The organism is Paenibacillus monticola, from assembly GCF_009664975.1.
GTDB lineage: Bacteria > Bacillota > Bacilli > Paenibacillales > Paenibacillaceae > Paenibacillus_AQ > Paenibacillus_AQ monticola.
Map to the genome: position 1 here is coordinate 38,151 of NZ_WJXB01000008.1, position 13,025 is coordinate 51,175.

13 protein-coding genes are annotated in these 13,025 nt (G+C 45.9%); 11 read left to right on the forward strand and 2 right to left on the reverse strand.

Features of this window, described 5'->3' with window-relative positions:
• Window positions 1-65: 65 nt before the first annotated feature.
• Window positions 66-2,024 (forward strand): type I pullulanase, encoded by a 1,959-nt coding sequence (gene pulA, locus GJB61_RS20045; RefSeq protein ID WP_154120811.1) that lies wholly within the window; start codon window positions 66-68, stop codon window positions 2,022-2,024.
• Between the two features lie 38 nt (window positions 2,025-2,062).
• Here pulA and GJB61_RS20050 read toward each other — a convergent pair whose 3' ends face one another.
• On the reverse strand, window positions 2,063-2,233 hold the full coding sequence (locus tag GJB61_RS20050; protein WP_154120812.1) for an aspartyl-phosphate phosphatase Spo0E family protein: 171 nt from the start codon (window positions 2,231-2,233) through the stop codon (window positions 2,063-2,065).
• Between the two features lie 632 nt (window positions 2,234-2,865).
• Window positions 2,866-4,254: a transcriptional regulator gene (locus tag GJB61_RS20055; protein ID WP_154120813.1), complete on the reverse strand. Its 1,389-nt coding sequence runs from the start codon at window positions 4,252-4,254 to the stop codon at window positions 2,866-2,868.
• A 485-nt stretch (window positions 4,255-4,739) separates the two neighbouring features.
• Here GJB61_RS20055 and GJB61_RS20060 point away from each other — a divergent pair, with 485 nt between their 5' ends.
• The 10 genes from GJB61_RS20060 to GJB61_RS20105 all read left to right on the forward strand — a co-directional run bounded on the left by GJB61_RS20060 (window position 4,740) and on the right by GJB61_RS20105 (window position 13,014).
• Window positions 4,740-6,224, forward strand: coding sequence for a glutamate synthase subunit beta (locus GJB61_RS20060; protein WP_154120814.1), 1,485 nt, complete (start codon window positions 4,740-4,742; stop codon window positions 6,222-6,224).
• A 128-nt stretch (window positions 6,225-6,352) separates the two neighbouring features.
• Entirely contained in the window at window positions 6,353-6,904 is a 552-nt protein-coding gene (gene yfcE, locus GJB61_RS20065; RefSeq protein ID WP_154120815.1) for a phosphodiesterase, read from the forward strand.
• A 104-nt stretch (window positions 6,905-7,008) separates the two neighbouring features.
• The gene (locus GJB61_RS20070) at window positions 7,009-8,037 is read left to right on the forward strand and encodes an agmatine deiminase family protein (protein ID WP_154120816.1); all 1,029 of its coding nucleotides are present in this window, start codon (window positions 7,009-7,011) and stop codon (window positions 8,035-8,037) included.
• Between the two features lie 61 nt (window positions 8,038-8,098).
• Window positions 8,099-8,974: an N-carbamoylputrescine amidase gene (gene aguB, locus GJB61_RS20075; protein WP_338115979.1), complete on the forward strand. Its 876-nt coding sequence runs from the start codon at window positions 8,099-8,101 to the stop codon at window positions 8,972-8,974.
• A 77-nt stretch (window positions 8,975-9,051) separates the two neighbouring features.
• Window positions 9,052-9,279 (forward strand): SDR family oxidoreductase, encoded by a 228-nt coding sequence (locus GJB61_RS20080; protein WP_229522098.1) that lies wholly within the window; start codon window positions 9,052-9,054, stop codon window positions 9,277-9,279.
• A gap of 124 nt (window positions 9,280-9,403) precedes the next feature.
• Window positions 9,404-10,222 carry a transporter substrate-binding domain-containing protein gene (locus tag GJB61_RS20085; protein WP_154120818.1) on the forward strand — a complete coding sequence of 273 codons (819 nt, stop codon included), beginning with the start codon at window positions 9,404-9,406 and terminating at the stop codon, window positions 10,220-10,222.
• A gap of 83 nt (window positions 10,223-10,305) precedes the next feature.
• Window positions 10,306-10,953, forward strand: coding sequence for an amino acid ABC transporter permease (locus GJB61_RS20090; protein ID WP_154120819.1), 648 nt, complete (start codon window positions 10,306-10,308; stop codon window positions 10,951-10,953).
• A 16-nt stretch (window positions 10,954-10,969) separates the two neighbouring features.
• Window positions 10,970-11,692, forward strand: a complete 723-nt coding sequence (locus tag GJB61_RS20095; RefSeq protein ID WP_338115995.1) for an amino acid ABC transporter ATP-binding protein — start codon at window positions 10,970-10,972, stop codon at window positions 11,690-11,692.
• Between the two features lie 153 nt (window positions 11,693-11,845).
• Window positions 11,846-12,292: a tellurite resistance TerB family protein gene (locus GJB61_RS20100; protein WP_154120821.1), complete on the forward strand. Its 447-nt coding sequence runs from the start codon at window positions 11,846-11,848 to the stop codon at window positions 12,290-12,292.
• A 125-nt stretch (window positions 12,293-12,417) separates the two neighbouring features.
• Window positions 12,418-13,014 carry a TerD family protein gene (locus tag GJB61_RS20105; protein ID WP_154120822.1) on the forward strand — a complete coding sequence of 199 codons (597 nt, stop codon included), beginning with the start codon at window positions 12,418-12,420 and terminating at the stop codon, window positions 13,012-13,014.
• Window positions 13,015-13,025: the final 11 nt, after the last annotated feature.

A 13,025-nucleotide genomic window follows, 5' to 3' on the forward strand; every position in this document is an offset into this window, starting at 1 on the left:
GTTTGCACTGAAGATGGAATCCTATTATAATTTCAGTTAATAAAGGGTAAAGGAGAGAGGTTTCTTTGTCTGTACAAAAGGAAATGAAAGACAAAATTTATTTTGGAGATCCGGCTGCTACTGGCGGTATTTCGGTATTCGATCAGGATTTTGACAACCTGTTCAGCTATGACGGAGAAGATCTTGGGGTGACCTATTCGAAAGCGCAATCCATATTCTGTTTATGGGCACCGACTGCACAGGAAGCAGAGGTCGCAATGTATGCCTCTTGGGAGGCAGAAAAAGCACATATAGTTCCTATGATCCGTGACGTTCGCGGGGCTTGGAGACTGACGGTTGACGGTGATTTGGAAGGCAAATATTATACATATCGGGTGCGTATCGGTGATAAATGGAACGAAGCGGTCGATCCTTATGTACGTGCCGTCGGAGTGAATGGGGATCGCGGCGTAATTATAGATTTGCGCAAGACGGACCCGCAGCGGTGGACTGAAGATAAACCACCTCTCGATAACGTGGTAGATGCCATTATTTATGAGCTTCATCTGCGTGATTTGTCCATTCATCCGGCAAGTGGCATTATCCATAAGGGGCAATATCTCGGTTTGGCTGAAGAGGGTACCCGTGGGCCTGAAGGAATTCTCACAGGTCTGGATCATATCGCTGCTCTCGGAGTTACCCATGTACAATTGCTGCCTATTTTCGATTATGCAACAGAAAGTGTTGATGAGACCAAGCTGGATGAGCCTCACTACAACTGGGGATATGACCCGAAGAATTATAATGTTCCCGAGGGCTCTTATGCTACGGATCCTTATGTTCCGGGCCTACGGATTCAGGAGCTCAAAACAATGGTCCAGGCCTTGCATGATCGGGGTTTGCGCGTCATTATGGATGTCGTCTATAACCATGTTTATGATGGCTACCTTATCAATTTTACGAAGCTCGTACCTGGTTATTATTTGCGCTATAAGCGGGATGGGAGTCTCTCAAACGGCAGTAGTTGCGGTAACGACACCGCTACCGAGCATGTGATGATGTCCCGTTTTATCGTGGAATCCGTCCTATATTGGGCGAGGGAGTATCATATCGATGGTTTTCGCTTTGATCTGATGGGACTTATGGATATTGACACAATGAAAGAAATCCGGCGCCGTCTGGACGAAGTCAATCCGTCGCTTATAACGATCGGAGAAGGTTGGATTATGGAGACAGAGTTGCCGATGGAACAGCTTGCGAATCAGACTAATGCGGATGTGCTGCCAGGAATCGGACATTTTAATGATGGCTTTCGGGATGCGATTAAAGGAAATCTGTTTCTGTATGATCAGCCCGGCTTTATCGGCGGGAAATCTGGTCTGGAGCAGGCAGTGAAGACGGGAATCGCCGGAGGTATTGTTCACAGTCAAGAAATCGGCCAATTTGCTGACGAGCCACAACAATGTGTGAACTATGTGGAGTGTCATGACAATCATACTCTCTGGGATAAAATTGTATTATCCAGCCAAGGACAGACAGAGAAACGGCGGCGCGCCATGCATAGACTTGCTTCGGCAATGGTATTGACGAGTCAGGGAATTCCTTTTCTCCATGCCGGTCAAGAATTTATGCGTACCAAAAAAGGTGTAGAGAACAGCTTCAAATCTTCAGCTGAGCTCAACTGTATGGATTGGGAACGATGCGCCGTTCACAAGAACGATGTCGACTATATGAAACAGCTGATTTCGCTGCGCAAAGCCCATTCGGCTTTCCGCCTGCGCAATGCCGAAGATATCCGCAAGCATCTAATATTTGAGAAGGCACCTGCTGGTGCGGTAGCGTATACACTTCGGAACCATGCCGGAGGCGACCCCGCGCAATCCATATATGTTCTTTATAACGCTAACCTTGACCTGACTACACTTGATTTGCCACAGTTGGGTGAATGGAAGATATTGTTCGGCAAAGAGCTCGTGCAGAAGCTGGATGGTGGGAAAGTTGCGGCCTCCGGCATTGGGATGATCGTTTTGGCTGTGCAGCCATAGTCTCATCCAGGTTCTAATCCAGGTTCTAATCTATAACACTATTGGCAAACTGCTTTTTTACAATAGTATTGATTTAATAGTTCATCCAGTATTTTCGATTGCTCAATGACCTTGGGGTGGCTAAGCACACCGTACCTTTTCTGAGTTCGGTACAGCTTCTGCCGGGCTCTCTCTACGGAAAGCAAAATCACACCTTGAGTATTCTGCATGGCACAACCTCCTATGTGTCATATTTTAGAATAAAGTGACAAAAAATAGGATTTGAGATGATCTGCGGCGAAAAAAAAGAGCAACGCTATAAGCGCAGCTTCTGACTGATTTGCAATTCGCAAAAAAGGCGTTCCTGGATCACTCCAGGAACGCCTCTCCTTTAATTGCCATCAGGTTATTCTTAGCTTCCAAAACCATGATTCATGGGGCTTATTATTACAACCGGTTCTTTGGTGCTATATGATACGCCTGGAATAATTGGGGCAGCGACAGCCCCTACGATACTACATGTAGCGAGTAGAAAAACCAATTTTCTTTTCATTTAATGTTTGCACCTCTCTGATTAGAATTTTAAATCTAAGCAAAGTCACATCTAATATTACTCTGCGTGGTACAACCTCCTATATGTAATATATTAGAATAAGGTGACAAAAAATAGGATTTTAGATAATCTGCGGGAATGAAAGAGGCGCTCCTGGATCACTCCAGGAACGCCTCTCATTTAATCGAGTGCCATCAGGTTGTTCTTTAGCTTCCTATCCCATGATCCATGGGGCTTATTATTGCAGCAGGTTCTTTGATACTGTATGAAACGCCTGGCACAAATGGAGCAGCGATAGCCCCTACGATACTACATGTAGCGAGTAGAAAAACCAATTTTCTTTTCATTTAATGTTTGCACCTCTCTGATTAGAATTTTATATCTCTCTAGTGCTTGATCAGATGCAAATGGACGAAACTGTTCAAATAACCCTATACATCTGAGTATAGCACTATCACAGTTAATTCTAATAGATGATTCCAAACTTTCCAATACTAGACAAAGTCCTCTATTAAATTTCTTTGCGTTTAAATAATAGACTGCCAATTCGGCCAGTACACGTGTGTAGCGTTCTGCTGTGACTTGTTGGCTGATTTTTCCAATTTGGCTCTGCTCTTCTTTGAAGCTCAGATAACTTTCAAAACGTTCAAGAATGGAATCAATATTGATGTGATATTTGTTGGCTGCCAGGATGATTTTGCATAACCCTGGAAAAATCTCGTTTTCTCTGGCAGCTATATAATTCACATAATCGACCAATACCTCAACCTGTCCGGCCATTAAATGATACATATACCGATTGGCTTCGGCCCATTCGCTAAACTGTTTAATAACCCGTTCTTCTTCTTCGCTAGGTTTCTTCACCCAACTGGCATCGGCATATAAAGACACATAATATAATCCCTTCATATAATCTCCGCATTCACGCCAAGCATTGGCCCGTGCTAAATAAGCATACAGAATGTAGAAAATAAGTGGCTTTTTCAGTTCTCCCGGTGCCCTCTCTCGCTTACTACCTTGTTCGTATTGTATGGTAGCTTTATGCTCCATTTTCTCGGCCAACTGTTCAACCTTACTCCAGCGTTGAAGTGATGCATTCACATTAATTAATTCATTAAGTGCATCCAATTGATAGGCTTCATCCAACCGCTCTAAGAAGGGTTCGAAATGAGTTGCAGCCAGTAAGTTAGTGTCTTGGTCATCACTCAAACCCAGTGTGAACAATCGATATCGGCAAAGCGCCAAGCGTTCGGAATGCTGGGATTTCTCTCCTTCAGCAACACTCTCGTAGAGCAGGATTGCCGCAGCTGAGCGGCCCTGTGCAAATAACTCTTCCGCTGTGTCAAACAGCAAGGGTAAATACATCAGCTTGTCCATAATATGCAGAAGGACACGTTGGACTGCGTCCAGCTTGTTGAGTTCCGCACATCGATGCAATAATGGCCCAACTCGCCTCCAGTCCGGAGAACGGTCAATGATGTAATTATCTATGTACAAGTCATAGAAATAACCCTCCGCCAGCCCCATCGCCATTGTGATCTGGTCAAGCTGCTGCATCGCGATGGGACGGATTCCGTGCATCACATTGCTGAGTGTTCCCGTATGAAGGCCGGAGCGCTCAGCAAACTGTGTGATCGTCAAAGCTTCTCTTTTTAAGTAATTGTCCAGTTCAGCCAGAATCGTAGGTGTAGGTTCCAAGTCATAACCACCTTTCTCGCTTTGAATCAAAATAAAGAAAATATTAGCTTTCGATAATATACAAAATATAACAGCGGTTAATAATATATACAAGTTTAAATTATGAATTATTTTCTAATTATATAAATATTACCCTCCCTCAACATTGTCTGAATATTGTATACTCTACTTAAAAGAGAACAGCGCTTGTTGTCACATCTATATTCACGTATAACCCCAGTGTTTTGTTGTAAAAGGTGACATTACTCATGTTCGGACAGGGAATTCGATGTTAATATAAAAGCATTTATTCCCCTTATTAACCCTTGCTGGAGGGGTTGTACTGCAGGCAATTGTTGCTTTGTCGCAGCTTCCCACTTCGCTGCTTTACAGTGACAGAATGATAGTCGGCAACAGAGAGTATTTGTCTTTTGGAGCCGAATTAAGGCAAGAATGCCGTCTTACTTTTTCGGCGGCCAATCAGATAGACTCGGAGGATGACAGATATGGGTAAAGCAACAGGATTTTTGGAATATCAACGGCAAACGCCTTCAGAGTGTGAGCCTCTGGAGCGAATTAAGAATTGGAATGAATTTTCAGTGAAGATGGATGAAGAGAAGCTACAGGAGCAAGGCGCTCGCTGCATGGACTGTGGCACACCGTTTTGTCATGTAGGGCGTCTGCTGTCGGGTATGGCCTCTGGCTGTCCCGTGCATAACCTGATTCCAGAATGGAATGATATGGTATATCGTGGTAACTGGGAGGTTGCACTGAAACGTCTACACAAGACCAATAACTTTCCGGAATTTACAGGACGTGTGTGTCCAGCTCCATGTGAAGGCGCTTGTACTGTAGGGCTTAACGGTAATCCTGTAACGATTAAATCCATTGAGAAGGCTATTGTAGATAGAGGATTTGCAGAGGGCTGGATTATTCCGGAGCCTCCGTTGACCCGTACAGGCAAAAAAATTGCTGTAGTAGGCTCGGGTCCGGCAGGTCTTGCCTGTGCGGCCCAGCTCAACAAGGCTGGACATAGCGTAACCGTGTATGAGCGGGCGGACCGTATTGGCGGACTGCTGACCTACGGGATACCGAATATGAAGCTTGATAAGAAAACGGTGCAGCGCCGGGTGGATCTGCTTGCGGCTGAAGGCGTTACCTTCGTAACCCGCACAGAAATCGGAGTGGATATTACCGCAACACAACTCAAGGATGAGCATGATGCAGTGGTTCTATGCGGCGGATCTACTCAGGCACGCGACCTTCCTATAGAAGGACGTGAGCTGGCGGGCATTCATCAGGCGATGGAATTCCTGACGCTGAATACTAAGAGCCTGCTGGATTCCAATCTAGCGGATGGGGAATATCTGTCGGCGGCAGGCAAGGATGTAGTGGTCATCGGCGGCGGTGATACGGGTACGGACTGTGTAGCAACCTCGATCCGGCACGGCTGTCGCAGCGTGACCCAGCTGGAGATTATGCCACAGTCTCCATTAACACGTCAGCCTGGCAATCCTTGGCCTGAATGGCCGAAGGTGCTGAAGGTTGATTATGGTCAGGAAGAGGCGGCTTCCTTATATAAGGAGGACCCGCGCCGTTATCTCGTTTCGACGAAACGTTTTGTCGGCAATGATGGTGGACAGGTGCAGGAGCTGCATACTGTACGTATAGAATGGACCCGCAATGAACAGGGGCGAATCGTTCCGGTTGAGGTTCCGGGCAGTGAGGAAATCCTGAAGGCACAACTGGTACTGCTGGCTTTGGGTTTTACGGGTCCCGAAGAGACCGTGCTGGGACAGCTTGGAGTAGAACGTGATGAACGCTCTAACGCCAAGGCGGAATTCGGAGCACAGGCTACGAATGTAGAAGCTGTATTTGCAGCAGGCGACATGCGCCGCGGACAAAGTCTTGTTGTGTGGGCCATTAACGAAGGCCGTCAGGCCGCTCGTGAAGTGGATCGCTTCCTCATGGGTTCATCGAATTTGCCATAAGTATTGAAGTAGTATTCAGAAGAGCAGGGCGCCCCATAGGGGCGTCCGCTTTGCGTTATAGGACCATTGGAAGCTAAGATAGCAGTAGATTAAGACTAGCAGTAAATTTGAAAAGGGGAGAATGTACGATGAAGCTGATGTTTATTTCCGATATTCACGGATCGTTATACTGGTTGGACCGGGCGTTGGAGAAAGTTGCCGAGGAGCAGCCGGACTGCCTCGTTATATTAGGAGACTTTTTATATCATGGACCACGGAATCCGCTGCCGGATGGTTATGACCCGCAGGGTGTGGCCAGCAGACTGAACGATTATAACGCGAATCACCGGACCATCGTCGCTGTGCGCGGCAATTGTGATGCTGAGGTGGATCAGATGCTGCTGCAATTCCCGATGATGGGCGATTATGTCTTGATTCTGCATGAAGGCAGACGAATTTATGCAACGCACGGGCATGGCTTTAGTATGGAGCATTTGCCGCAGCTTTCGGAGAAGGATATCTTCATCCAAGGGCATACCCATGTTCCGGTGGCAGAGGTTAAAGAAGGGATATATGTCCTCAACCCGGGTTCAATCTCACTCCCTAAAGAGAACAACCCGAATTCTTATGCAGTCCTGCAGAATGGGGAGTTCACTGTTAAGGATTTTGAAGGCAACACGATTAGAAATATTACACTTTAATCAGGATCCCATAAGGAATTGAGCCCTGCAACATATTATTGTATGATGGGTAAGGAGCTTTAAGGCAAGCTGGCTTCAAATATAACAGTAAAGGTAGCTAACGAATGTATCCTAAAGATTTGAACTATACAATGCCCGCAGAGTGGGCCAAACATCAGCGGACTTTTATTTCCTGGCCCGTGCAATCCTCCATGTGTTTTCCGGACAACCACGTCTCCGTATGCCAAGGGTATGCTGACATCATCGCCGCTATGGCTGAGTTCGAACCGGTAACGGTGCTTGTGAATCCTGACGAATTGGAGAACGTAGAGTCACTGGTCGGTGGAACGAATGTAATGCTGCTCCCTATTGAGCACAGTGATGCTTGGCTGCGTGATAACGGACCTACTTTTGTAGTGAACAAAGAAGGTGTAGTGGCAGGAGTGAACTGGAAGTTTAATGCCTGGGGTGGTAAATATGCGCCTTGGGATCTGGACGATAAGGTAGCTCCACAGATTCTGGAGCAGCTGCAGATTACCCGTTTTGATGCGCCGCTTGTAATGGAAGGTGGCTCTATCCATACGGATGGAGAGGGTACGTTGTTAACAACAGAAGAATGCCTACTGAATATGAACCGCAACCCGGAGCTGGGACGGGAAGATATTGAAGATTATGTAATGAAATATACGGGTACAGAATCTATCATCTGGCTGAAACGCGGGTTAAGCGGGGATGAAACCGATGGCCATGTCGACAATATTGCTTGCTTCGCTGCACCAGGTAAAGTCATTATTCAGGTCTGTGAGGATCCACAGGACGAGAACTATGAGATTACAGCGGAGAATTTGCGTATTCTGGAGAATGCCACCGATGCCCAAGGCCGGAAGCTGGAGATTATTAAGATTCAGCAGCCGCCCCGCGTGGATGGAGAGGATGGCCGGCTGACGCTCAGCTATTTGAATTTTTACTTTGTGAATGGCGGTATCATTTTGCCGGTGTTCGGCGGAACAGCAGCAAAGACTGACAGACTCGCCGAGCAAGTGCTTGCTGATCTCTTCCCAGACCGTAGAATTCGTACGGTGAACGGAATGGCGGTCATTACCGAAGGCGGCAACGTACACTGCACCACACAGCAAATGCCAGTCTCTATTTAATCGGGATAATCGAGCAGGCAAGTTATAGAGCAGACATCTATTTACAAGGAGGACAGTACCCGTGAGAAAAGTAAAAGTAGCTGCGACACAAATGAGCTGTTCCAGCAACATAGATGAGAATATCAGCAAGGCCGAAATATTGGTCAGAGAAGCAGCGGCCCAGGGGGCGCAGATTATTTTGCTGCAGGAGCTGTTCGAGACCCCTTATTTCTGCCAGAAGGAGAAAGCGGATTATTACGCCTATGCAACGGAGCTTGAGCAGAACAAAGCGGTCAACCATTTCAAAGCCATAGCCAAAGAGCTGCAGGTAGTGCTGCCCATCAGCTTTTATGAGAAGAAGAATTATGCCCGTTATAACTCGCTGGCTGTAATCGATGCTGACGGAACGGTGCTCGGCAAATACCGCAAGAGCCATATTCCTGATGGCCCAGGTTATGAAGAGAAGTTCTATTTCAATCCGGGCGATACCGGATTTAAGGTGTGGAATACCCGTTATGCGAAGATTGGTGTCGGCGTCTGCTGGGATCAGTGGTATCCAGAGGCGGCCAGAGTCATGAGTCTGATGGGCGCAGAAATCCTCTTCTATCCTACAGCTATCGGTTCAGAGCCGCAGGATGGTTCCATTGATTCCAAGGATCACTGGCAGACCTGTATGCTCGGCCATGCGGCCGCGAACCTGATACCAGTCGTTGCTTCCAATCGGATCGGCGAGGAGATCGATGAAGACTCCAGTATTAATTTCTATGGATCTTCATTCATTGCAGGTCCTCAGGGCAATAAGATTGTCGAGGCTGGACGTGATGAACAGACAGTGCTGGTGAGTGAATTTGATCTCGATGCCTTGGAGGTTGGACGGCTGGAGTGGGGAATTTTCCGCGACCGGCGGCCAGAGCTGTACAGATTGATTTCTTCCTATGATGGGGACTTAACCTTTTAGTTTAATATTAGTCAGAATAACAACGGGTACTGCCAAGGATGCTAACGATCTCTTGTCTGTACCCGTTTTTTTGCGAAATGGTTTATTTATATAACCGAACGATCGTATCCGATACTTATACACCGGGTACTGCCGAGCGCTTGGACGACCCGGAATATTATAGCAACGTGGTTAACCGGATTCCTGCGAATCGGGTAGCCGAAATACAGGATGTAGCCGGAGCTGTTATTTATCTCGCCTCATCTGCGGGCAACATGGTCACGGGGACCACTCTTTTGGTAGATGGAGGCTGGACTGCACAATAAATGTTACAATACATTGATATTATGTTATATAACATGACACATTGAGGAAAAGTTAATTGTCATCATCACTTTAATCTGTTAAAATCTCCTTAAGTTATTTACAAATAAGTAGGGGGATTGGAGCATGAAGAGTAGAAAAAAATGGGCGATGTCAGCTTTAGTAGCATTTTTAGTAGTGGCAATGGTGGGTTGTAGCTCGAATAATGACAATTCTGCAAGTGGAAGTAATGGGGCAGAGAAGATTATGTTCGCTAGCGATGCTAGTTATGCACCAATGGAATATATGGATACTGACACCATCAAAGGCTTCGATATCGATTTTATCGCTGCAGTAATGAAGGAAGCTGGTATCGATTATGAAGTGAAGAATACGGGCTGGGATACAATGCTTACAAGTGTGAAGCAAGGTACGGAGTATCAAGCCGGATTATCCTCAGTCTCGATTACGGATGAACGCAAGGAAACTTATGACTATTCCATTCCTTATTTTGAATCCACGAATATGATCATGGTTAAAGAAGGCAGCGACATAAAGAGTGCACTTGACCTGAAGGACAAGGTCGTGGCTATTCAGGGAGCTACTACGGCTGATGATCTGATGAGTGGCATTATGGGTGTGGATAACACGAATCTGAAACGTTTTGACAGCAATGCTGTAGCACTAATGGAATTGAACGGCGGCGGCGCCGATGCCGTTGTAGCGGATATCGCAATCGTACGCGAATATATGAAGAATAATCCCGATCAGAAACTGGTAGGTATTCTGGATACTGAGAACTTCGGATCAGAGTATTATGGCATTCTGTATCCTAAAGGCAGTGAATGGAAGGCTAAACTTGACCCGGCGATCAAGAAGGTGCTGGAGAATGGGAAATACGCAGAAATCTACAAAACATGGTTCGGCGAAGAGCCTAACATGGATAACCTTCTAAAAGCGCAGTAAGCCAAGAAATAACCAAGCATGCGTAATGATAGCTATTGCGCATGCTTCTTTTTTTTAATAGCAGAAGAGAAGGGAAGAGTACTATGGATTTCAAATTCGACATTATTATTCATTATTTGCCAGTCCTTTTTAAAGGAACAATGCTGACGATCGGCTTCTCTATCGTTTCTATAATAATTGGTTCCATTCTCGGACTAGGCATTGGCTTCGGAAAAATGGCGCCACGTTGGTATTTTCGCTGGCCCTTTCATTTATATATTAACTTCTTCCGCGGGACACCGCTTTATGTGCAGATTCTGATAGTCCATTTCGGCGTGGTACCTCCTATTTACGGCAAGACCAATGCTCTTATTTCTGGAGTAGTGGCTCTATCACTAAATTCTGCTGCCTATTCTGCTGAGATTTTTCGGGCGGGAATTCAGTCTATTGATCGGGGGCAGAAGGAAGCGGCTATTTCACTGGGTATGAGTAGCAGGCAGGCGATGCGGTTTATCATTCTTCCACAGGCCATCAAACGGATGGTTCCAGCTTTTGGGAACGAATTTATCGTATTGGTGAAGGATTCCTCACTCATGGCTATTGTAGCCGCACCGGAAATTATGTATTGGAGCAACACCATGAAAGGGCAATATTTGCGGATCTGGGAGCCGTATTTGACGGCTGCATTAATCTACTTCATTCTTACCTATTCCCTCAGCAAGCTGCTGAATTATCTCGAACGGAGGGTGTAAACATCCTATGGAACCTATTATCTCAGTAAAAAATTTACATAAATCGTTCGGAGCGAATACGGTGCTGACCGATATTAACGTTGATATTTATAGCCAAGAGGTTGTGGTGGTCATCGGACCCTCCGGTTCGGGGAAATCTACCTTTCTGCGTTGTCTGAATTTGCTGGAACAACCGCAGAGTGGAGAAATCATTATCGAGGGCATTTCCTTGATGAATAAGAGCACAAAAATTAACGATATCCGCACAGAGCTTGGAATGGTGTTTCAGCAATTCAACCTGTTCCCGCATAAGAAGGTTATCGAGAATATCATGCTGGCGCCGATTCAGGTCCGTAAATGGTCTCCGGAAAAAGCACGGGAAAAAGCGCTGCAACTGCTGCAAAAAGTAGGCTTGAGTGAGAAGGCGGAGATGTATCCAGCGTCCTTATCCGGCGGTCAGGCGCAGCGCGTAGCGATTGCCCGGGCGCTCGCTATGGAGCCTAAGATTATGCTGTTTGATGAGCCGACTTCTGCACTGGACCCGGAAATGGTCGGTGAGGTGCTAGCGGTGATGAAGGACCTGGCCCGTGAAGGCATGACGATGATTGTGGTTACACATGAGATGGGCTTTGCACGTGAGGTTGGGGACCGGGTTCTTTTTATGGAACAGGGAATTATAGTGGAGGAAGGCAGTCCGGAGCAATTGTTTGGGAATCCGACGCAGGAACGTACCCAAGCTTTTCTTTCTAAAGTACTGTAGAATTCTGGGAAAGTAGAATATTGTGATTTAATCGGGTATATTAGAGTAGTAAGCATGAATGGAACCCATATGTTAACATTTGTCGGATATGCGGAGAGGAGGCTCTGGGATATCTTTTATTATCATAAATCACAGTGATAGAGGGAGAATACGATGAGCACATTTAAAAATTGGTTGAACACAACGAAAAGTGGATTGACGGATCAAGTAAAGAAATTCAAAAATAAGGATTTCATGAATGCGGTGGTTGCGGGCTGCGCGCTGGTTGCTGCTGCCGACGGTAAAATTACGGAAGCTGAGAAGAACAAAATGGCTGGATATATGAACATAAGCAATGAATTGAAGGTATTTGACATGAAAGAAGTCATTAATCAATTCAACTTCTACGTGAGTAATTTTGATTTCTCGCCAGAAATCGGTAAGCAAGAGGCGCTGAAGAGTATCTCTAAATTTAGTGGCAAACCGGAAGTAGGACGTGTTATCGTGGGTGTTTGTTCTGCTATTGGAGCAGCTGATGGTGACTTTGACGAGCATGAGAAAGCGGTAGTACGAAATATTTGCAGTGTATTAGGATTAAGCCCGGGCGAATTCAGTCTATAATAGAAGGTATGCATTTATCCGGAAATCGGTTGAAACATAATTGCTTCTCTATCGTATCACTGGTATAACATCCAAGAGTTAGACTTACAGGTTGTGATTCTTTTTGGAGATGGAGGTATGTGAATTTGGCTGGAATTAATCTGGTAAAAGGTCAGAAGATTGATCTCACAAAAGGTAATGCAGGACTTTCCAATGTGATCGTAGGTTTGGGGTGGGACCCTGCCGAACCAGCGCGGGGTTTCTTCGGCGCCAAGAAGCAGGCTAATATTGATTGCGACGCATCGGCGCTATTGCTGAGCGAGGATGGCAAGTTAACGAAAAAAGGTAATTTGATATTCTTCTCAAACAAACAAAGTCCTTGCAATTCAGTTATTCACTCAGGGGACAACCTAACGGGTGAAGGCGATGGAGATGACGAGCAAATTACGGTCAATTTGAGCGCTGTTCCTGCAGATGTACACAAGATTGTGGTAGTCGTTAACATTTATGATGCCGTTAACCGCAAACAGGATTTCGGAATGATCAAATCGGCCTATATTCGAGTAATGAATGCGGCCGGTAACAATGAATTGATCAAGTTCAATCTGTCGGACAATTACACAGGCTTTACGGCACTAATTTGCGGGGAGCTTTATCGCAATGGTGGGGAATGGAAGTTCGCCGCTATTGGTGAAGGCAGTCACGCAGCACATATCAGTCAATTGGCAGAACGTTATATCTAATTCAAATTGAA

Bases quoted from the DNA above. Each gene is read 5' to 3' on its own strand.
- GJB61_RS20050 (WP_154120812.1), bottom strand. From the start codon at position 2,233: ATGCAGAATACTCAAGGTGTGATTTTGCTTTCCGTAGAGAGAGCCCGG.
- GJB61_RS20060 (WP_154120814.1), top strand. From the start codon at position 4,740: ATGGGTAAAGCAACAGGATTTTTGGAATATCAACGGCAAACGCCTTCA.
- yfcE (WP_154120815.1), top strand. From the start codon at position 6,353: ATGAAGCTGATGTTTATTTCCGATATTCACGGATCGTTATACTGGTTG.
- GJB61_RS20070 (WP_154120816.1), top strand. From the start codon at position 7,009: ATGTATCCTAAAGATTTGAACTATACAATGCCCGCAGAGTGGGCCAAA.
- GJB61_RS20080 (WP_229522098.1), top strand. From the start codon at position 9,052: ATGGTTTATTTATATAACCGAACGATCGTATCCGATACTTATACACCG.
- GJB61_RS20085 (WP_154120818.1), top strand. From the start codon at position 9,404: ATGAAGAGTAGAAAAAAATGGGCGATGTCAGCTTTAGTAGCATTTTTA.
- GJB61_RS20090 (WP_154120819.1), top strand. From the start codon at position 10,306: ATGGATTTCAAATTCGACATTATTATTCATTATTTGCCAGTCCTTTTT.
- GJB61_RS20100 (WP_154120821.1), top strand. From the start codon at position 11,846: ATGAGCACATTTAAAAATTGGTTGAACACAACGAAAAGTGGATTGACG.